The sequence below is a fragment of the Streptomyces deserti genome, assembly GCF_054782695.1.
Genome location: NZ_BAAGRZ010000003.1, coordinates 138,317 through 157,208, shown reverse-complemented (window position 1 = coordinate 157,208; position 18,892 = coordinate 138,317). Strand labels below are relative to the sequence as shown.

The window sequence follows — 18,892 nt, the reverse complement described above, 5'->3', positions numbered from 1 at the left end:
ACGGCCGCCGTCGCGGCCCTCGCAGGCCGTGTGCCACCACTCATCGCTCCATGCTCGCACCGCGTTCCCGACGACCGGGTGACGGACGTCAGCCGCTTCCGTGCGGTCGGACGGAAAACCGTTTGCGTTCCACCACGTTCCGACGCGAACCTGTCACGGCTTGTTGCACCCGTCCGCGGTCGACACCGCTCCTCTCCCCACCTCTCCTCCGCCTCCCCACTCGACCCCTGACCCGAGCCACTGGGACGTCATGCAGATTCAAGACCTTCCGTACCCCGACCCTGGTGTGCCGGACGCGCGCTCAGGTCCCCGATTCCTGTGGTGGCTCTTCCGGAATCAGCTGGGCGGACAGCTCAAGTCGCTGGCCTGGGGACTGCTGCACTTCGCCGCCGTCTCCGCCCTGCCGTTCTGCGTCGGCCTCGCCATCCAGGCCGTCGTCGACCGCTCCGGCGAACGGCTCGCCCTGACGGGCGGACTGCTGGCGCTGTGCGCCGCCGCCATCGCGCTCGGCGACACCTTCCTGCACCGCACCGCCGTCACCAACTGGATCACCGCGGCCGCCCGCGTCCAGCAGCTGCTGGCCCGCCAGGCCGCCCGGCTGGGGTCGGCGCTGACCCGGCGCGTCGCGGCCGGTGAGGTCGTGGCCGTCTCCACGGGCGACGTCGAGAAGATCGGCTGGTTCGTGGAGGCGCTGTCCCGGTTCACCGCCGCAGCCGTCACCGTGGTGCTGGTCTGCGTCGGCCTGGTCGTCTACGAGCCCGCGCTCGGCACGGTCGTCGCCCTCGGCCTGCCCGTCGTGGCCCTCGCGGTGCTGCCGCTGCTGCCCCGCGCGACCCGGCGCGCCGACATCCAGCGGGAGAAGGCCGGACGCGCCACCGAACTGGCCTCGGACACCGTCGCCGGCCTGCGCGTGCTGCGCGGCATCGGCGGCGAGGAACTCTTCCTCGACCGCTACCGCCACGCCTCGCAGGAGGTACGCCACGCGGCCGTGCGCAGCGCCCGGATGTGGGCCCTGATCTCCGCCATCCAGGTGCTGCTGCCGGGCCTGCTGCTGATCGTGATCGTCTGGTACGGCGTGCATCTGGCCGGTCAGGGCCGGGTCACCGTCGGCGAACTGGTCACCGTCTACAGCTCGGTGATGATCCTGACCTATCCGCTGCGCCACTTCGAAGAGATCGCCATGGCCTACTCGTTCTCCCGGCCCTCGGCCAAGCGGGCCGCGGGTGTGCTGGCGCTGGAGCGGGCCACCGACAGCGCGGGATCACGCGCGGCCGACCTGCCCTCCGGAGACCTGTACGACCCGGCCACGGGTCTGCTCGCGCCCGCCGGCCGGCTCACCGCCGTGGTCTGCGGCGACCCGGACGCGGCGGGACGGCTCGCAGAGCGGCTGGGCGGGCATCCCGCGGAGGAGGGCACCTCGGTGCTGCTGGGCGGCGTACCGCTCGACGAACTGCCGCTGGACGCCGCCCGGACCGCCGTCCTCGTGCAGGACAAGGACCCGGTGCTGCTGTCCGGCTCACTGCGCGAGCTGCTCGACGTGCCCGCCTCGGGCGACGTGGAGGCGCGGGAGGCACTGGCGGCCGCGCAGTGCGACGACGTGCTGGCGGCGCTGGCGCAGGGCTCCGTGGACGCCGACGACCCGATGGACGCCCGCATCACCGAACGCGGCCGGTCGCTGTCCGGCGGCCAGCGCCAGCGTCTCGCACTGGCCCGGTCGCTGATCACCGACCCGGAGGTGCTCGTCCTGGACGAGCCGACCTCGGCCGTCGACTCGCACACCGAGGCACGCATCGCCCAAGGCGTGCGGGACCTGCGCGCGGGTCGCACGACCGTGGTGTTCACCTCCTCCCCGCTGCTGCTGGACCGCGCGGACCGGGTCGTGTTCCTGCACGACGGCGAGGTCGCGGCGGTCGGCATCCACCGCGAACTGCTGCACACCGAGTCCCGGTACCGGGCGGTGGTGACGCGCGAGACCGACGACGAGGCCGCGTTCGGCGAACCGGCCGCGCTCAGCGACGTACTGGAACTGGAAGAGATCGAGGAGACAGCATGATCGGCGTGGCGCCACCGGCGTACGACCCGGCGGCCCCGACGACGGCCAGCACGCTGCCCGTCGGTGCCCCCGCGACCGTCCGCGCCTACGTGGCCGAACTGCTGCGCCGGCACCGCCGGGCCTTCCTCCTCCTGGTCACCGTCAACACGGTGGCCGTCGTCGCCTCGATGGCGGGGCCCTACCTGCTGGGCGGACTCGTCGAGCGGGTGTCGGACGGGGCGCGGGAGCTGCATCTGGAGCTCACGGCGGGGCTGTTCGTCGCCGCGCTGGTCGTTCAGGCCGGGTTCGTACGCCAGGTGCGGCTGCGCGGCGCGATGCTCGGCGAGCGGATGCTGGCCGATCTGCGCGAGGACTTCCTCGTACGGTCGGTCGGGCTGCCGCCGGGTGTGCTGGAGCGGGCCGGGACGGGCGACCTGCTGTCGCGGATCACCACGGACATCGACCGGCTCGGCAACGCGATGCGCGAGGCCGTGCCCCAGCTGGCGATCGGGGTGGTGTGGGCCGGGCTGCTGCTGGGCGGCCTGGTCGTCACGGCGCCACCGCTGGCGCCCGCGGTGCTGCTCGCCGTGCCGCTGCTGGTGACCGGCTGCCGCTGGTACTTCCGGCGGGCGCCCTCGGCATACCGCTCGGAGGCAGCCGGGTACGCCTCCGTGGCCGCCGCGCTCGCCGAGACCGTCGACGCCGGCCGCACCATCGAGGCCCACCGCCTCGGCGACCGCCGGATCGCCCTGTCGGAGCGCCGTATCAAGGAGTGGACGGCCTGGGAGCGCTACACGCTCTGGCTGCGGTCGGTGCTCTTCCCCGTCATCAACGTCACCCACGTGACGGTGCTCGGCTCGGTCCTGATGATCGGCGGCGTGTTCGTACTGCAGGGCTGGATCGGCGTCGGCCAGCTGACGACGGGCGCGCTGATCGCGCAGATGCTGGTCGACCCGGTGGGCCTGATCCTGCGCTGGTACGACGAGCTGCAGGTGGCCCAGGTGTCGCTGGCCCGGCTGGTCGGCGTCCGGGACATCGAGCCGGACGCCGGTGACCCCGGGCTGTCCCCCGACGGGCGCCATGTGCAGGCGGACCGGGTGCACTTCGGCTACCTCGAAGGCGTGGACGTGCTGCGCAAGGTGTCCCTGGAGGTCGCGCCCGGCACCCGGCTGGCGCTGGTCGGCCCCTCCGGCGCGGGCAAGTCCACGCTGGGCCGGCTGCTCGCCGGGATCTACGCGCCCCGGGCCGGCCGGGTCACCCTGGGCAGCGCCGAGCTGGCCCGGATGACCGCGGAACGGGTCCGCTCCCACGTGGCCCTGGTCAACCAGGAGCACCACGTCTTCGTGGGCTCCCTGCGCGACAACCTCCGCCTCGCCCGCACCGACGCCACCGATGCCGAGCTGTGGGCGGCGCTGGGCGCGGTCGACGCGGGCGACTGGGCCCGGGCGCTCGACGACGGCCTGGACACCGAGGTCGGCTCGGGCGGAGCGGCGCTCACTCCGGCCCAGGCCCAGCAGATCGCACTGGCCCGCCTGGTGCTGGCCGACCCGCACACGCTGGTCCTGGACGAGGCGACCTCGCTGCTCGACCCGCGGGCCGCCCGCCACCTGGAGCGGTCCCTGGCCCGGGTCCTCGACGGCCGCACGGTCGTCGCCATCGCCCACCGCCTGCACACCGCCCACGACGCGGACGTCATCGCCGTCGTCGAGAACGGCCGCATCAGCGAGCTGGGCAGCCACGACGAGCTGGTCACGGCGGGCGGGGCGTACGCGGCGCTGTGGCGGTCGTGGCACGGGTGAGGACAGCGACAGAAGCGGCCCTTGCCCGGGCAGTCCGAGCGGGCTCGTCCCGGGCAGCTTGAGCAGCCCCGTCCCGAGCAGCCTCGTCCTGGGCTGCCCGAGCAGGCTCGTCCCGGGCAGCTTGAGCAGCCCCGTCCCGAGCAGCCGGAGCAGCCCCGTCCCGAGCAGCCGGAGCAGCCTCGTGCCGGGCTGCCCGGGGAAGCCTGCCCCCGGCGTGCGGGGCAGGCTCGCTCCGCACTGCCAGTGCGCAGGGAACTGGTTCGGCGGCCCCGGTGCGGGCGACCGGGGCGACCGGGCCGTGGTCGGCTGCCGGACCCTCCCACGGTGACGGTGGGGGCCGGTCGGGCTGCCGACCCGGCGCCGGCCGGACACTGCCGGGGATACGGCGTGGTGTCCGCACCCGACGCGTGCCGTTGCGCGGTCCCGAAGCGGGGTGGAAGTCTGGAGTCAGGCACCGGCTCGGGGAACGCCCGGAAACCCTGCGGTTCGGCAACGGGTGGCGCCTGTGCCCCGTGCAGCGGCGGCCCGGTACGGGTCGCGGTGACAACGGGCCCGTCCCCACCCCCTGGAGGTAGCCGTGAACAACGCCGACGGATGGGGAGACGACGTCTACCAGCCCGATGGATCCGAGCAAAAAGAGGACACGGGAGTGCTCGACGCCGAGGACACCCTGGAATACGACGGCGTCGACGATCCCCTCGACCGGGGCTGGTCCCCTCCGGAGCGGCCCTGGGCCGTGGAGCACATCGGCGTGACGGCGGCGGAGCGCCGGCAGGGCGAGACGCTGGACCAGCGGCTCGCCGAGGAGCTCCCGGACCCCACCGTGCCGGACGGCGACGGCCTCGGCGACTGCGCGGGCACCGATGGGGAACTCCTGGACAACGAGGTCGGGGCCGCCCGCTCCGGCCGTCTCGTCGCACCCGACGAGGGCGTGCACGAGGACGAGGAGCCCGCGCTCGTCGCCAGGGACGTCGGCATCGACGGCGCGGCAGCCTCCGCCGAGGAGGCCGCGGTACACATCGTCGACGAGGAGTCCCTGCCCGGCTGACCCCGCCCTTCGCCTGCAGCCGCCCCGCCCCGAGCCGCCCGAGGAGCATCCATGCAGCAGGACAAGCACCCCGACTACCACCCCGTCGTCTTCCGCGACCGCGCCGCCGGATACGCGTTCCTGACCCGGTCCACCGCGACCAGCGACCAGACCATCGAGTGGGACGACGGCGAGACCTACCCGGTCGTGGACGTGGAGATCTCCTCGGAGAGCCACCCGTTCTACACGGGCAAGGCCCGCACGGTGGACTCGGAGGGCCGCGTGGCCCGCTTCGAGCGGCGCTACGGCGGCGGGCAGGCCACGAGCTGAGGAGGCGGGCCCGTCCCTCAGATGATGTTCAGCGCCGCCGCGCAGCCCACTCCGCCCAGCAGCATGAACGCCGGCATCATCACCTTCAGCTCGACCCAGCTGCCCGCCCGGAACCGCATGACCTTCGGCGGACCCACCGGGTACCAGCGCTTGCGGCCCACCGGGATCGGCCACAGGATCGGGCAGCCGGAGACGGTCAGCGCGTCCCCGATGTCGTGCACCAGCGCACCCAGCACGACCGGCAGCCCCAGCCACAGGTACTCCTGGCCCGGCGCCGTGAACAGCCAGTCCGAGCCGTTGCCCGGCTTGTCCAGCACACCCGCGACGATCCACGCGGTCGCCGCGGCCAGCAGCCACACCAGGACATCGCTGCCGGAGCCGCGGGTCGCCCGCCACAGCAGGCCCTCGATGGCCAGCACCATGTGCACGAAGAGGATCGCCAGCACCCCCCAGCGGTCGCCTGTGATCGCCAGGACCGAGGTGCCCGCGCCGATCAGGACGGCCCACAGCCAGGTGTGCGTGAGTGTGCGGTGCCCGCCGGAGCGACGCGGGTCGCCCTGCTTCTTCGTCGCCTTGTAGACGGCGTACGACAGCTTGTCGACGATCTCGCACAGCCAGCGCGACAGCGGTCCGAAGGCCCGCGAGATGGTGGCCGCCTTGTGGTCGAGGTCCGGGGCGAGCGCGGCGCCGGCGCAGATCAGGGCACCGGACAGCAGGACCGGCCAGGGCATCGTATGCCCGGTCGCGGCGGCCGCCGCACCGACGCCGAGCCAGGCAGCGGCGCCCGACAGTGAGTGTGCTGGTCCCATCATCGCCGTTGCCCGCCCCATTCCTCGTGTGCCGCTGTCCAGTTGACCGGGTGCGTTGACGCTCCGTCGGCGACACAGCGTAGCGTTCGCGATCTTCGGGCCGGCAGCCGATTCCCGCATCAGGGAGGCGGCCAGGCAAGATGGGGGCGTGACCCTCATCGATCAGCTGCCGCCGACCGCCGACCCCGACGCCCTGTACGAAGCCTTCGAGTCGTGGTCCGGGGAGCGCGGGCTCACGCTCTACCCCCACCAGGAGGAGGCGCTGATCGAGGTGGTCTCCGGGGCGAACGTGATCGTGTCGACGCCCACCGGGTCCGGCAAGAGCATGATCGCCGCGGGTGCCCACTTCGCCGCGCTGGCCCGCGACGAGGTCACCTTCTACACGGCGCCGATCAAGGCGCTGGTGTCGGAGAAGTTCTTCGAGCTGTGCAAGCTCTTCGGCACCGAGAACGTCGGCATGCTCACCGGCGACGCGTCCGTCAACGCCGACGCCCCCGTGATCTGCTGCACCGCCGAGGTGCTGGCGTCGATCGCGCTGCGTGACGGCAAGAACGCGGACGTCGGCCAGGTCGTGATGGACGAGTTCCATTTCTACGCGGAGCCGGACCGCGGCTGGGCCTGGCAGATCCCCCTGCTGGAACTGCCGCAGGCGCAGTTCATCCTGATGTCGGCGACGCTCGGCGACGTCTCCTTCTTCGAGAAGGACCTCACCCGCCGCACCGGCCGCCCCACGGCGGTGGTGCGCTCGGCGACCCGGCCCGTGCCGCTCTCCTACGAGTACCGCTACACCCCGCTGACGGAGACGCTCACCGACCTGCTGGAGACCCGGCAGGCGCCGGTCTACATCGTGCACTTCACGCAGGCGCAGGCCGTGGAGCGGGCGCAGGCGCTGATGAGCATCAACATGTGCACGCGCGAGGAGAAGGACCAGATCGCCGAGCTGATCGGCAACTTCCGCTTCACCACCAAGTTCGGCCGCAACCTCTCCCGCTACGTCCGGCACGGCATCGGCGTCCACCACGCCGGCATGCTGCCCAAGTACCGGCGCCTGGTGGAGAAGCTCGCGCAGGCCGGCCTGCTGAAGGTCATCTGCGGCACGGACACGCTCGGCGTCGGCGTGAACGTCCCCATCCGCACGGTGCTGTTCACCGCCCTGACCAAGTACGACGGCAACCGGGTGCGCACGCTGCGGGCGCGCGAGTTCCACCAGATCGCGGGCCGTGCCGGACGGGCCGGATTCGACACGGAGGGGTTCGTCGTCGCGCAGGCCCCCGAGCACGTCATCGAGAACGAGAAGGCACTGGCCAAGGCGGGCGACGACCCGAAGAAGCGGCGGAAGGTCGTCCGCAAGAAGGCGCCCGAGGGCTTCGTCGGGTGGACGGAGAAGACCTTCGAGAAGCTCATCGAGTCCGAGCCCGAGCCGCTGACGTCCCGCTTCCGCGTGACGCACACGATGCTGCTGTCGGTGATCGCCCGGCCCGGCAACGCCTTCGAGGCGATGCGCCGCCTGCTGGAGGACAACCACGAGCCGCGCAAGCAGCAGCTGCGGCACATCCGGCGGGCCATCGCCATCTACCGCTCGCTGCTGGACGGCGGCATCGTCGAGAAGCTCGACGCACCGAACGCCGATGGCCGCATCGTCCGCCTGACGGTCGACCTCCAGCAGGACTTCGCGCTGAACCAGCCCCTGTCGACCTTCGCGCTGGCCGCGTTCGAGCTGCTGGACCCCGAGTCGCCGTCGTACGCCCTGGACATGGTGTCCGTCGTGGAGTCCACGCTGGACGACCCGCGGCAGATCCTCGCCGCCCAGCAGAACAAGGCCCGCGGCGAGGCCGTGGCCGCGATGAAGGCGGACGGCGTCGAGTACGAGGAGCGCATGGAGCGCCTCCAGGACATCACGTACCCGAAGCCCCTGGAGGAGCTGCTCTTTCACGCCTACGACACGTACCGCAAGAGCCACCCGTGGGTCGGCGACCATCCGCTGTCGCCGAAGTCCGTGGTCCGCGACATGTACGAACGGGCGCTGACCTTCACGGAGTTGGTGTCCTTCTACGAGCTGGCCCGCACCGAGGGCATCGTCCTGCGCTACCTCGCCAGCGCCTACAAGGCCCTCGACCACAACATCCCCGACGACCTCAAGTCCGAGGATCTCCAGGACCTGATCGAGTGGCTCGGCGAGATGGTGCGCCAGGTCGACTCCAGTCTGCTGGACGAGTGGGAGCAGCTCGCCAACCCGGAGGAGATGACCGCCGAGGAGGCCCAGGAGAAGGCCGACGAGGTCAAGCCGGTCACCACCAACGCGCGCGCCTTCCGGGTCCTGGTCCGCAACGCCATGTTCCGCCGCGTCGAACTCGCCGCCCTGGACCAGGTCGAGGAGCTGGGCGAGCTGGACGCCGAGTCGGGCTGGGACGCCGACGCGTGGGGCGAGGCGATGGACAAGTACTGGGAGGAGTACGACGACCTCGGCACCGGCCCCGACGCGCGCGGCCCGAAGCTGCTCGTCATCAAGGAGGAGCCGGAGAACGGCCTGTGGCGCGTCCGCCAGATCTTCGACGACCCGAACGGCGATCACGACTGGGGCATCAGCGCGGAGGTCGACCTGGCCGCCTCCGACGCGGAGGGCCGCGCGGTCGTCCGTGTCACCGATGTCGGCCAGCTGTGAGCAGTCGCCCGACCGTGAGCACAGGAGAATCCCACCCATGACGAATCCGGCCGAGAGGCTCGTCGACCTGCTCGACCTGGAGCAGATCGAGGTCAACATCTTCCGGGGCCGCAGCCCGCAGGAGTCCCTCCAGCGGGTCTTCGGCGGCCAGGTGGCGGGCCAGGCGCTGGTCGCCGCCGGGCGCACCACCGAGGGCGACCGCCCGGTGCACTCGCTGCACGCGTACTTCCTGCGCCCGGGCCGGCCGGGTGTGCCGATCGTGTACCAGGTCGAGCGGGTCCGGGACGGGCGGTCGTTCACCACCCGCCGGGTCACCGCCGTGCAGCAGGGCCGCACGATCTTCAATCTCACCGCCTCCTTTCACAAGCCTGAGCAGGGGAGCTTCGAGCACCAGCTGCCGCCGGCCCGCAAGGTCCCGGACCCGGAGTCCCTGCCGACGGTCACGGACGAGATCCGGGAGCATCTGGGCGCTCTGCCCGAGCAGTTGGAGCGGATGGCCCGCCGTCAGCCCTTCGACATCCGCTATGTGGACCGGCTGCGCTGGACCGCCGAGGAGGTCAAGGACGCCGAGCCGCGCAGCGCCGTGTGGATGCGCGCGGTGGGCCCGCTGGGCGACGACCCGCTCGTGCACACCTGCGCCCTGACCTACGCCAGTGACATGACCCTGCTGGACGCGGTCCGTATCCCGGTGGAGCCGCTGTGGGGCCCGCGGGGCTTCGACATGGCGTCGCTGGATCACGCCATGTGGTTCCACCGGCCGTTCCGCGCGGACGAGTGGTTCCTGTACGACCAGGAGTCACCGATCGCGACGGGCGGGCGGGGTCTGGCCCGCGGGCGCATCTACGACCTGGAGGGACGGCTGCTCGTGTCCGTCGTCCAGGAGGGGCTCTTCAGGGCCCTGTAGGTCAGGAGCCGCCGCGCCGCAGCCAGCCCAGCAGGCCACGCGGGCGCGGCAGTTCCTCCGGTGGGTGTCCGCCCTCTTCCGGCAGCGGTGGCGGCAGGGCCGGCTTCGGTACCGGCCGGAGTGCCCGGGCCCCCTCCACCGTCCGTGCCAGATCGGAGCGGAGCCAGGCGGTCTCGTCGGGTTCGCATGCCGTCATGAGCGTCTCGGCGAGCTCCGCGGCGGGCGAGCCGGGCGCCCCGTGCACCGGAAGCCGGGGCCGGAGCCGGTCCAGCTGGGCCCGCTCGTACGGATCCTCGACGACTTCCGCCACCTCGCCAGGATCGAGCAGACAAGCCACCGCCGCCGCCTGCGCCCAGGGGTCGTCCCCGGCCTGCTGCAGCAGGAACCCGAGGTGACGTACCCGCCAGTTGCGCGGCCGCAGGTCCAGCCCCTCCTCCAACAGCTCCCGCAGCCCCGGCGACATGCGCCCCTTCCGCAGGGGCGCGTTGCTCTCGTCGGCCGCGAACTGCCGTAGTTCCTCGGCCAGATACAGCCAGACCACGGCCCGGTAGCGGTTGAGGTAGAACTTCACGGGCACGATCCGGCCCAGGCGCGCCAGGCGTGTGAACCTGGTGGGCGTCACGCCCGCGAGCAGCGCGCCTTCCTTGGTGCCCACGGCCCTCACGCGGTCGCGCAGCGCCTCGGGCAGGCCGTCCTGGGCACGCAGCCGGTCGAGCTCGGCGCGGGCGACCCGTCGGCCTCCGCCCCCTTCGTCGGGAACGGTCCGGATGAGTCCGAGGTTCACGGCGAGGTCGAACTCACCCCGCTTGAGGCCCAGTTCCCGGGCAGCGCGGCTGGGCGCGCAGGGACGGCGGTCGGATTCCGTGATGATGTTGCCGGACATGGTCGGTCTCCCCCGTGGAGTACGTGGCTCGCGCTGTCCGCGTCGGCCTGGAAAAAACCGTAGCCGCTTCGGCGGATCTCGTGGCGAGCCTGTGGATAACTCCACGAGGGGCGACAAAGTCCCAGTTCAGAGGTCTACGGGTGGGGTCCGTTCGGGCTGTCGGGCGTCCACGTCGAGATGCTCGCCGACCCGGTTGACCAGAAGCGTCATCTCGTACGCGATCTGCCCGATGTCGGCCTCGGCGCCGCTGAGGACGCACAGACAGCTGCTGGTGCCGGCGGCGGTGACGAAGAGCACCGCGTCGTCGAACTCGACCATCGTCTGGCGCACCCTGCCCGCGCCGAAGTGCCGTCCCGAGCCCTTGGCCAGGCTGTGCAGTCCGGACGAGACGGCGGCCAGGTGCTCGGCGTCCTCGCGTCGCAGTCCCGTACTCGCCCCCGTCACCAGACCGTCGTTGGACAGGACCAGAGCGTGCCGCACATGTTCGACGCGCTCGGTGAGGTCGTCCAGCAGCCAGCCAAGTCCCTGGTTCTGCGTCATGGTTGCGGTCTCCCCGTTTTCTCCCCGTACGTGTCTCCTCCTGGCCGGAGGATCTCCACGCCAGCCTTCCCCACGACCGCAGCGCGGGCAAGGAGGATGGAGGCATGGCACAGAAGATGACCGAAGCGGAATGGCGGGAGTTCGTCTCGTACGGCACCCGCACCGGAAAGCTCGCCACCGTCCGCGCCGACGGCAGTCCGCACGTGACGCCGATCTGGTTCGTACTCGACGGGGACGAGGTGGTGTTCAACACCGGCAAGGAGAGCGTGAAGGGCCGCAATCTGGCCCGCGACGGCCGGGTCGCGCTGTGCGTGGACGACGACCGGCCGCCGTTCGGCTTCGTGATACTGCACGGCCGCGCCCGGATCTCGGAGGATCTCGACGAGCTGCGGCACTGGGCCGGCCGTATCGGGGCCCGGTACATGGGCGAGGACCGCGCCGAGGAGTTCGGCGCCCGCAACGGCGTTCCCGGCGAACTCCTCGTCCGGGTCACGATCGACAAGGTCCTCACCGAGAAGGGCGTCGCGGACTGAGGCCAGGGCCCGCGCTCGTCCAGCTCATCCCAGCTCATCCCACCGAGTCGAGCAGCCGGGCGGTGTGCATCCGCCCGGCGTACTCGACGAGCCGGACCAGGACCTCCTTCCCGGAGTCGCGGTCGCGGGCGTCGCACAGCACGACGGGCGTTCCCCGGTCGAGGTCGAGGGCGCGGGAGACGTCCTGGGCGCCGTGCCGCCGGGCGCCCGAGAAGCAGTTCACGGCCACCACGAACGGGATGCGGCGGTGCTCGAAGAAGTCCACCGCGGGGAAGCAGTCCTCCAGGCGCCGCGTGTCGGCGAGGACCACCGCGCCGAGCGCCCCTTGCGCCAACTCGTCCCACAAGAACCAGAAACGGTCCTGACCGGGCGTGCCGAAGAGGTAGAGGGACAGACCGGACCGGATGGTGATGCGTCCGAAGTCCATGGCGACGGTCGTCGTGACCTTGTGGTCCACGCCGTCGGTGTCGTCCACCAACTGTCCGGCCTCGCTGAGCAGTTCCTCGGTGCGCAGCGGACGGATCTCGCTGACCGCGCCCACCAGGGTGGTCTTGCCCACGCCGAACCCGCCGGCGACCAGGATCTTCAACGCCAGGGCGGCCGTGTCGCCGCCTGTGGCATCGGGGTGCTCGGAGACCATCGATCACTTCTCTCGGGAGGGCCGGCATCGCCCGGCGTCGGGAGGCGTGTGCCGCGGCGCGTCGACGCGTCCGCGCGCGGCATGCCTGCGTGTGTGCTTCAAAACGGCCATCTACAGTGCCCGCAATCCCGCGATCACCTCGTGCAGAATCCGTTCGTCGGGCAGCTGTGCGGGCGGCACGGGTCGGCTGACGATGACGCTGCCGAGTTCCAGGAGGTCGCCGAGGAGCACCCGGACCACGCCCACGGGAAGATCCGCGCCGGCGGCGAGTTCGGCGACCGACTGGGTCTCCGTGCGGCACAGGTCGAGCAGGGCCCGGTGTTCCGGCCCGAGCGCGGCGTCGTCGACGCCGGGCGCGCCCGGGTCCAGGGTGACGAGGGCGATCAGGTCGAAGCGGACCCCGGTGGGGCCGGGCCGCGTGCGGCCGCCCGTCATGGCGTAGGGGCGGACGAGGGGTCCGGCCTCGTGGTCGTACCACTGGCTGCCCTGCTCGCGCGGGGTGCCCGTCATGTCCTCGGTCATCTGCGCGGACCGCCCTTTCGCGTCATCCGGCGGCGTGCGGTCGCGCGCCGAGGCGAGGCGCCGTGTACAGGTGCTCGCCGACGCGTTTGACCAGCCGTGCCATCTCGTAGGCCACCAACCCGATGTCGGCGGTGACGGCGGTGAGCACGGCGAGGCAGGAGCCGTCGCCGGCGGCGGCCACGAACAGGAAGCCGTCGTCCATCTCCACCATGGTCTGGCGTACGCCGCCGATCCCGAAGTGCCGGCCGGCGCCCTTGGCCAGGCTGTGGAAGCCGGAGGCGACCGCGGCGAGGTGTTCGGCGTCCTCGCGGCGCAGGTCGCTCGAAGCGCCCACGGCGAGCCCATCGTTGGACAGCACCACGGCGTGCCGTACTTCGCGCACGCGAAGCACCAGATCGTCCAGCAGCCAGTCGAGTTCACCGGACCGCCGGGCGGCGTTCGTGCTCGGGTCCTGGATCATGCGGGGTCTCCTTCGCTGCCGTCGCTGCCCGCCGCGGGGCAGGATGGACCCACCCCGGGATGCTTAGTGGTCCCGCGGCCGGGTTGCCTGCCGCCACCGCGCGCCCAGCCGTCGCGGTACGCCGCCATGCGGTCCCGTACGAGTTCGGGCGTGCGCTCGTCGTCGCCGTGGGGCGCGGACGCCTGCGGCGGCTCCTCGGGGCGGCCGTCCCGCAGCTGAGGGGCGAGGCTGGCCTGTCGTACGCGGCGCGGGAGGTCGTCGGAGCCCTCGGGCTCCTGCTCCGGGCGGTGCAGGCGCAAGGTGGCGACTCCTTGGGGTGGGTTCTGGCCGGCGGTCTCGGCCACGGCCGGTACGGGGGCCACCAGGGCGCGCCGGTCGGCCGGTGCGGGGACGGCCTCCTGGTACGGGTCGTCGCCGGGCACGCGCGCGTACGCGCGCTCCTCGGGCTGCCGCGCCTGGGTCGCCTCGCTGGGGGAACGTTCCGCCGTGCCGCTGTGCAGCAGGGCGGTGGGCAGCAGGACGACCGCGGTGGTGCCGCCGTACGGCGAGGTCCTCAGGTGCACCTTGATGCCGTGCCGGGCGGCGAGCCGGCTGACCACGAACAGGCCGAGCCGGTCGCTGTCGAACAGGTCGAGCGCCTCGGACTGGGCGATGCGCCGGTTGGCCTCGGCGAGGGTGTCCTTGCCCATGCCCAGGCCGCGGTCCTCGACCTCGAGGGCGTAGCCGTTGCCGACGGGTTCGCCGGTGACGCGCACGCGCGTGTGCGGGGGTGAGAACTGAGCGGCGTTCTCGATGAGTTCGGCCAGCAGGTGGGTGAGGTCGGCGACGGACGCGCCGATGACGGAGGCCTCGGGGAGCTGCCGTACCTCCACGCGCGCGTAGTCCTCGACCTCGGAGACGGCCGCGCGGACCACGTTCGTCAGGGGGACGGGCCTGCGCCAGGCGCGGCCGGGTGCCGCTCCGGAGAGGATGATCAGGCTCTCCGCGTGGCGGCGCATGCGGGTGGTGAGGTGGTCGAGCCGGAAGAGGTCGCTGAGTTCGTTCGGGTCGTCGGAACGGCGTTCCATGCTGTCGAGGAGGCTGAGCTGGCGGTGGACCAGGATCTGGCTGCGGCGGGCGAGGTTGACGAAGACCCCGGAGATGCCGCTGGCGAGTTCGGCGCGCTCCACGGCGGCCCGCAGCGCGGCGCGGTGCACGGTGCCCAGGGCTTCGGCGACCTGGCCGGTCTCGTCCTCCGCGGGCGGTCCGGGCGGGGCCTCGGCCCGCACGTCGATCTCCTCGCCGGCGCGCAGTTTCCGCATGGCCTCGGGGAGTTTGCGCCGGGCGATCTCCAGGGCGTCATTGCGCAGGCTCACCAGCTCGACGACGAGGCCGCGCCCGATGCGGACGGAGATGACGAGCGAGGCGGCGACGGCTGCGAGGCCGAGGAGGACCGCGGCGCTGGCCGGGGTGAGCAGTCCACGGGTGAACGGGTCGGCCCGGTCGGCGACGCCGCGTCCCGCCTCGTCCTCGATGGTCCGCATGCCGTTGTGCACGCGCGTGTGCGCCGTCGCCCAGGTGTCCTCGGGAACCGCGTCGACCGCACGGGCGCCCGGTCCGGCGGCGAGGACCTTGTCCTCGACGGCGCTCAGGGTGTCGTAGGCGCCGCTGTCGGCGAGGGCGGTCCAGGCGGCGCGTTCGGTGCCGCGCAGGTCCGCGGCGGCGGACTCGGTGAGCGTGCGGCGCAGGTCGACCGCGCCGGTGAAGAGACGCAGCCGCTCGCCGGTGAGGCCTCCGGCCAGACGGGCACTGGCCAGAACCGCGTCTTCCTGGGACAGCGCCTCGCCCGCGCGGGAGAACTCGAGGAGCACGCGCGCGTCGGAGCCGAGATCGGCGTCCTGGAGGCCGGCGAGGGCGCCGACCGCGCCGAAGGCCGTCGCGATGGTCCTGGTGTACCGGCCGTACGTCTCTTCCCAGCCCACGCGCCGGTCGAGCACCGCGGTCCGCAGCGTGCGCAGCTGCTCGGCTCCGTCGACGAAGGTCTGGAGGCGCCCGGACACCGGGGCGGGCAGTTCCTCGCCGTCGGCGACGGTGTGGTCTTCGCCGAGCCGCAGTTTCGCGACGGCCCGGTCGGTGCGCTGAGCGAGCTTCTTCAGGTCGTCGGGCCGTACGGCGGACGGGTCGGTCGCGTGACGCACCGCGGCCGCGCGCTCGGCCTGCAGGGCGGCGACGGCGGCAAGGACGGGGGCACGGACCTCGGCGTCCACACGCTGCACCTGCCGCAGCCGGGAGATGTCCTGGGCGGTGGTGACGGTGGCGTACGCCCACAGGGCCAGCAGGGAGACGACCGGCACCATGAGCAGGCAGACGATCTTGGCGCGCACGGTGCGGGGGCGGATACGCCGTCCCCACGCGCGCGTGGGTGCCTCGCTCGCGCCGGCTTCCGGGCGCCCTTCGTGGGCCGGCGGCCCGGCATGCGCACGGCGGCCCCGCACGGGAGGCCGGGGCGCCGCCTCGGCGGCGGTGGTGGGGGTCCTACGGGGTGTACGCATGGACTCCTCGCTCGGGAAGGGTTCGGGGCCGTGCCGTCCAGGGGTTCCGGTTTCGGTTCCGGGGCTCACCGTCCGGGGGCTGGGGGCCGTACCGTCCGGGCCGGGACACGCGGGCCGCGGCTAGTGGACGGCGCTCTCGACCGTCAGCTGGGCGAAGGCGGCTTCCGCGCGCTCCCCCGCCGTCGGCGAGAGCGCGACGAAGGCCGAGGTCAGGAAGAGATAGGACCCGAGGCCGACGGCGAGGGGGAAGATGAACTGCATCGCCGTGGCCCCGGGCAGGACCTCGCCGGAGGGGGTGACGTCCACGCTCACCGCGAACATCCCGGTGTAGTGCATGCTGCTGACCGCCGCGCCCATGATCAGGGACGCGACGGTGACGGCGACGGGCGACTTGATGTTGAGTGCCGCCCACAGGGCCGCCGTCGCCGCGACGACGGCGATCAGCACGGAGAGCCCGACGAGCAGCGGGTCGTAGCGCACGTCGCCGTGCAGGCGCACGGCGGCCATGCCGAGGTAGTGCATGCTCGCGACGCCGAGCCCGGTGGTCAGTCCGCCGAGCAGCAGCGCCCGGCCCCGGTCGCGGCTGTAGCCGACGGCGAAGACGCCGGCACAGACGACGAGCATGGCCACCAGCAGGCTCACGAGGGTGAGCGGCACGTCGTAGCGGATGTCGGTGCCGCTGACGCTGAAGCCGAGCATGGCCACGAAGTGCATGGTCCAGATGCCGGTGCCGATCGCCGAGGCGGCGGTGACCAGCCAGTTGCGGCGCGAGCGACCGGTGGCGCCGAGCGCGCGGACGGTGCAGCGCAGCCCGAGGGCGGCGCCGGTGCAGGCCATCACGTACGACAGCACGGGGGTCAGCCACCCCAGGGCGGCGTGGTCCAGGTGTCCCATGGCCCCGGGACGCTAGTCCCGACTCGGGCGCACAATGGGGGCGCATTTCGAAAGGTGTTGCAATATGACGCAGATCGGCACCGGAACGACCGGGTCACGCTCGAACATGCGCACCACGGTGTCCGCCGAACGTGTGCCTGCGTCCTTCGTGCCGGTGAGGGATCATGCGGAGCATGAGCGACGACCACACACGTGTGCAGGAGTTCTTCACCGCCCGGGCGGCCGACTGGGACAGCCGGTTCCCCGACGACGGCCCGGTCTACGCGGCCGCGGTCGCCGAGCTGGGGCTGCGCGAGGGCGACCGCGTGCTCGACGCGGGGTGCGGCACCGGACGTGCCCTGCCGCCGCTGCGGGCGGCCGTGGGGCCCTCGGGAGTGGTCGTGGGGGCCGATCTGACCCCGGCCATGCTGGAGGAGGCCGTACAAGCCGGACGGGACCGTGACGGGCGGCTGCTGCTCGCCGACGTGGCGGCGCTGCCGCTGCGGTCCGGGTCGCTGGACGCGGTGTTCGCGGCGGGCCTCATCGCGCATCTGCCGCATCCGGCCGAGAATCTGCGGGAGTTGGCGCGTGTGGTGCGCCCCGGCGGCGTGCTGGCCCTGTTCCACCCGATCGGCAGGGCGGCGCTCGCGGCACGCCACGGCCGCCAGCTCACTCCGGACGATCTGCGCGCCGAGCCCAATCTGCGTCCCTTGCTGGCCGGTTCCGGGTGGCGCATGACGTCGTACGTCGATGAGGACACCCGCTTCCTGGCGCTGGCGGTCCGCGAGGACTGAGCCCTCACACGATCGCCCTCACACGATCGCCTCCCACACACGATCGCCTCCCACACACGATCGCCCCCACACGATCGCCCCACACACACGGTCGCCCCGCGCGTGCCACGCCCCGGCCGAGCTCACCCGGCTGCGGGACACCCTCGCCTCACTCGACGCCTGAGGCGTCGATGTGCCGTACGGGGCAACCCCGGACACCCGGGACCGGGCGGGTGCCCAGATCCGCCACCTGGTAGCCGTTCGGGTAGCTCTTGATCTCCCAGTTCTGCCGCGCGAAGTGCGGGGCGCGCCGCGGCGGCAGGAGGCGGACGACCCGTCCCCGCAGCCGTACCGCGTGGCGCACGCACGCGCGCGTGGTGGCGCCCGGCGGGGTGTACCGGAAGGCGCGCAGGAGCGGGTCGTCGAGCAGGGCGAGCGTCGCGGTGCGCAGCACGGGCGCGAGGGGGCGCGGGTACCAGGAGGCCATCAGGGCGAGCGTGGCGTCCGAGACCCGCCGCGCGTCCTCGTCCCAGGCGAAATGGGCCTCCTCGTAGGCGTCGAGGCAGGCCTCGAAATCCTCGTAGGTCTCGGGGATGTCCTTGATGCCCATGTGGCGCCCCAAGGTGCGGTAGTGGACCGTGCTCGCGACGATCTCGTGACGGGACATCCGGCGCCATCCGTAGGCGTCGATCCATCGTTTGGGCATCACGACGAACGTGCAGAGCACGTAGCGCATGTCGTCGTCGCCGATGTCGTAGCTGCGGTGCATCTGGTTGATGCGGCGTATCGCGGTACGGCCCTGGTCGCTGCCGAAGCCGTGCTCGACGATGGCGTCCAGCAGCAGCGAGGTGTCGTCGTATCGCTTCTGCGTCCGGTCCGTGAGCTCCGCCGTCTCGGCGAGGAGCCGGCCGATGCTCGGGACGGCGTAGGTGCGGTAGAGGGCCAGCTCCAGCGACCGGGTGAAGTCCCAGGGGAACTCGTAGGCCGCGCTGAGCCGGTAGATCTCCGTGGCCTGCCGGTACGGGTCCATGCGCCGGATCTGTGCCAGCCGCGCGAAGCGCTTCACAACGCCGTCCCCCTTCTGCCGCCGGAGCTCCAACTCTACGTTGGCTCCCAGGAGATGAACGGTCGGCCGGGGCACATCACACAGGGGGAAGGCGGTCAGCATGTGGGACAGGGTCCGCAAGTCCGGCGTGAGACTTCGCAATGCCATGCGCACGGAGACGAACACCCGCCGGGACGAACGTCCGCACAATCTTTTCGAGGCCGCGGCGGCCTATGTCTCGGCGTGCGCCGAGAACGACCAGGAGCGGATCGACGAGGCGGCGGGCTGGGTGTCGCCGGAGGCGCTGTCGTTCGGGGTGAACGAGCTGGCCTGCCGGGCCGTCATCGCGCTCGCGCGAGAACGCGGCGAGTCGCCGCGGACCGTGGCTCGAGCGCTGCTGGGCCTGCCGGCCGCCTGAGCGGGGGCGGCCTCGCCGCGACGCACCCGTCGACGGACGGCCGATTCGCCCCACCGAGTCGGAAAACGGCAGCTCCGGGTGTGCTTGCGAGGTCGTGACAACCTGCTTCCG

Annotated in this window: 18 protein-coding genes; 9 read left to right on the top strand and 9 right to left on the bottom strand. The window is 72.4% G+C overall.

The features are described from left to right. Nucleotides 1-250 precede the first annotated feature (250 nt). The 4 genes from ACYVMZ_RS08990 (at nucleotide 251) to ACYVMZ_RS08975 (ending at nucleotide 5,188) form a co-directional block, all read left to right on the top strand. Nucleotides 251-2,053, top strand: coding sequence for an ABC transporter ATP-binding protein (locus ACYVMZ_RS08990; RefSeq protein ID WP_461077424.1), 1,803 nt, complete (start codon nucleotides 251-253; stop codon nucleotides 2,051-2,053). Continuing rightward, nucleotides 2,050-3,831 (top strand): ABC transporter ATP-binding protein, encoded by a 1,782-nt coding sequence (locus ACYVMZ_RS08985; RefSeq protein ID WP_461077422.1) that lies wholly within the window; start codon nucleotides 2,050-2,052, stop codon nucleotides 3,829-3,831. Before ACYVMZ_RS08990 ends, ACYVMZ_RS08985 begins: the two co-directional genes overlap by 4 nt. 577 nt (nucleotides 3,832-4,408) lie before the next feature. Further along, a complete protein-coding gene (locus ACYVMZ_RS08980; RefSeq protein WP_461077420.1) occupies nucleotides 4,409-4,879 on the top strand; it encodes a DUF5709 domain-containing protein in 471 nt (156 codons plus the stop codon). A 51-nt stretch (nucleotides 4,880-4,930) separates the two neighbouring features. Then, the gene (locus ACYVMZ_RS08975) at nucleotides 4,931-5,188 is read left to right on the top strand and encodes a type B 50S ribosomal protein L31 (protein WP_461077418.1); all 258 of its coding nucleotides are present in this window, start codon (nucleotides 4,931-4,933) and stop codon (nucleotides 5,186-5,188) included. Between the two features lie 17 nt (nucleotides 5,189-5,205). Here ACYVMZ_RS08975 and ACYVMZ_RS08970 read toward each other — a convergent pair whose 3' ends face one another. Beyond that, nucleotides 5,206-6,000, bottom strand: a complete 795-nt coding sequence (locus ACYVMZ_RS08970; RefSeq protein WP_461077416.1) for a metal-dependent hydrolase — start codon at nucleotides 5,998-6,000, stop codon at nucleotides 5,206-5,208. 145 nt (nucleotides 6,001-6,145) lie between these two features. Here ACYVMZ_RS08970 and ACYVMZ_RS08965 point away from each other — a divergent pair, with 145 nt between their 5' ends. Then, nucleotides 6,146-8,659 carry a DEAD/DEAH box helicase gene (locus ACYVMZ_RS08965; RefSeq protein WP_461077414.1) on the top strand — a complete coding sequence of 838 codons (2,514 nt, stop codon included), beginning with the start codon at nucleotides 6,146-6,148 and terminating at the stop codon, nucleotides 8,657-8,659. A 37-nt stretch (nucleotides 8,660-8,696) separates the two neighbouring features. Further along, nucleotides 8,697-9,563: an acyl-CoA thioesterase gene (locus ACYVMZ_RS08960; RefSeq protein ID WP_461077412.1), complete on the top strand. Its 867-nt coding sequence runs from the start codon at nucleotides 8,697-8,699 to the stop codon at nucleotides 9,561-9,563. A gap of 1 nt (nucleotide 9,564) precedes the next feature. Here the strand turns inward: ACYVMZ_RS08960 and ACYVMZ_RS08955 are convergent, their stop codons facing one another. Next, nucleotides 9,565-10,446, bottom strand: coding sequence for a DUF6397 family protein (locus tag ACYVMZ_RS08955; protein WP_461077410.1), 882 nt, complete (start codon nucleotides 10,444-10,446; stop codon nucleotides 9,565-9,567). A gap of 126 nt (nucleotides 10,447-10,572) precedes the next feature. Beyond that, a complete protein-coding gene (locus ACYVMZ_RS08950; protein ID WP_461077408.1) occupies nucleotides 10,573-10,986 on the bottom strand; it encodes a roadblock/LC7 domain-containing protein in 414 nt (137 codons plus the stop codon). Between the two features lie 104 nt (nucleotides 10,987-11,090). Here ACYVMZ_RS08950 and ACYVMZ_RS08945 point away from each other — a divergent pair, with 104 nt between their 5' ends. Next, nucleotides 11,091-11,519: a PPOX class F420-dependent oxidoreductase gene (locus ACYVMZ_RS08945; RefSeq protein ID WP_461077406.1), complete on the top strand. Its 429-nt coding sequence runs from the start codon at nucleotides 11,091-11,093 to the stop codon at nucleotides 11,517-11,519. Between the two features lie 34 nt (nucleotides 11,520-11,553). Here the strand turns inward: ACYVMZ_RS08945 and ACYVMZ_RS08940 are convergent, their stop codons facing one another. The 5 genes from ACYVMZ_RS08940 to ACYVMZ_RS08920 all read right to left on the bottom strand — a co-directional run bounded on the left by ACYVMZ_RS08940 (nucleotide 11,554) and on the right by ACYVMZ_RS08920 (nucleotide 16,566). Next, nucleotides 11,554-12,159, bottom strand: coding sequence for a GTP-binding protein (locus ACYVMZ_RS08940; protein ID WP_461077404.1), 606 nt, complete (start codon nucleotides 12,157-12,159; stop codon nucleotides 11,554-11,556). Nucleotides 12,160-12,270: 111 nt separating this feature from the next. Next, nucleotides 12,271-12,681, bottom strand: a complete 411-nt coding sequence (locus ACYVMZ_RS08935; protein ID WP_461077402.1) for a DUF742 domain-containing protein — start codon at nucleotides 12,679-12,681, stop codon at nucleotides 12,271-12,273. A 22-nt stretch (nucleotides 12,682-12,703) separates the two neighbouring features. Beyond that, entirely contained in the window at nucleotides 12,704-13,141 is a 438-nt protein-coding gene (locus ACYVMZ_RS08930) for a roadblock/LC7 domain-containing protein (protein ID WP_461077400.1), read from the bottom strand. Then, on the bottom strand, nucleotides 13,138-15,672 hold the full coding sequence (locus ACYVMZ_RS08925) for a sensor histidine kinase (RefSeq protein WP_461077398.1): 2,535 nt from the start codon (nucleotides 15,670-15,672) through the stop codon (nucleotides 13,138-13,140). The genes ACYVMZ_RS08930 and ACYVMZ_RS08925 overlap by 4 nt, the downstream gene beginning before the upstream one ends. Before the next feature lie 120 nt (nucleotides 15,673-15,792). Further along, a complete protein-coding gene (locus tag ACYVMZ_RS08920; protein ID WP_461077396.1) occupies nucleotides 15,793-16,566 on the bottom strand; it encodes an MHYT domain-containing protein in 774 nt (257 codons plus the stop codon). 173 nt (nucleotides 16,567-16,739) lie between these two features. Here ACYVMZ_RS08920 and ACYVMZ_RS08915 point away from each other — a divergent pair, with 173 nt between their 5' ends. Next, nucleotides 16,740-17,339 (top strand): class I SAM-dependent methyltransferase, encoded by a 600-nt coding sequence (locus ACYVMZ_RS08915; RefSeq protein WP_461077394.1) that lies wholly within the window; start codon nucleotides 16,740-16,742, stop codon nucleotides 17,337-17,339. Between the two features lie 148 nt (nucleotides 17,340-17,487). Here ACYVMZ_RS08915 and ACYVMZ_RS08910 read toward each other — a convergent pair whose 3' ends face one another. Continuing rightward, nucleotides 17,488-18,384: an oxygenase MpaB family protein gene (locus ACYVMZ_RS08910; protein ID WP_461077392.1), complete on the bottom strand. Its 897-nt coding sequence runs from the start codon at nucleotides 18,382-18,384 to the stop codon at nucleotides 17,488-17,490. Between the two features lie 100 nt (nucleotides 18,385-18,484). Between ACYVMZ_RS08910 and ACYVMZ_RS08905 the strand changes: the two genes are divergently transcribed. Further along, a complete protein-coding gene (locus ACYVMZ_RS08905) occupies nucleotides 18,485-18,781 on the top strand; it encodes a hypothetical protein (protein WP_461077390.1) in 297 nt (98 codons plus the stop codon). Nucleotides 18,782-18,892: the final 111 nt, after the last annotated feature.

Bases quoted from the DNA above. Each gene is read 5' to 3' on its own strand.
- ACYVMZ_RS08990 (WP_461077424.1), top strand. From the start codon at position 251: ATGCAGATTCAAGACCTTCCGTACCCCGACCCTGGTGTGCCGGACGCG.
- ACYVMZ_RS08985 (WP_461077422.1), top strand. From the start codon at position 2,050: ATGATCGGCGTGGCGCCACCGGCGTACGACCCGGCGGCCCCGACGACG.
- ACYVMZ_RS08975 (WP_461077418.1), top strand. From the start codon at position 4,931: ATGCAGCAGGACAAGCACCCCGACTACCACCCCGTCGTCTTCCGCGAC.
- ACYVMZ_RS08970 (WP_461077416.1), bottom strand. From the start codon at position 6,000: ATGATGGGACCAGCACACTCACTGTCGGGCGCCGCTGCCTGGCTCGGC.
- ACYVMZ_RS08960 (WP_461077412.1), top strand. From the start codon at position 8,697: ATGACGAATCCGGCCGAGAGGCTCGTCGACCTGCTCGACCTGGAGCAG.
- ACYVMZ_RS08955 (WP_461077410.1), bottom strand. From the start codon at position 10,446: ATGTCCGGCAACATCATCACGGAATCCGACCGCCGTCCCTGCGCGCCC.
- ACYVMZ_RS08950 (WP_461077408.1), bottom strand. From the start codon at position 10,986: ATGACGCAGAACCAGGGACTTGGCTGGCTGCTGGACGACCTCACCGAG.
- ACYVMZ_RS08945 (WP_461077406.1), top strand. From the start codon at position 11,091: ATGGCACAGAAGATGACCGAAGCGGAATGGCGGGAGTTCGTCTCGTAC.
- ACYVMZ_RS08940 (WP_461077404.1), bottom strand. From the start codon at position 12,159: ATGGTCTCCGAGCACCCCGATGCCACAGGCGGCGACACGGCCGCCCTG.
- ACYVMZ_RS08935 (WP_461077402.1), bottom strand. From the start codon at position 12,681: ATGACCGAGGACATGACGGGCACCCCGCGCGAGCAGGGCAGCCAGTGG.
- ACYVMZ_RS08930 (WP_461077400.1), bottom strand. From the start codon at position 13,141: ATGATCCAGGACCCGAGCACGAACGCCGCCCGGCGGTCCGGTGAACTC.
- ACYVMZ_RS08925 (WP_461077398.1), bottom strand. From the start codon at position 15,672: ATGCGTACACCCCGTAGGACCCCCACCACCGCCGCCGAGGCGGCGCCC.
- ACYVMZ_RS08920 (WP_461077396.1), bottom strand. From the start codon at position 16,566: ATGGGACACCTGGACCACGCCGCCCTGGGGTGGCTGACCCCCGTGCTG.
- ACYVMZ_RS08915 (WP_461077394.1), top strand. From the start codon at position 16,740: ATGAGCGACGACCACACACGTGTGCAGGAGTTCTTCACCGCCCGGGCG.
- ACYVMZ_RS08905 (WP_461077390.1), top strand. From the start codon at position 18,485: ATGTGGGACAGGGTCCGCAAGTCCGGCGTGAGACTTCGCAATGCCATG.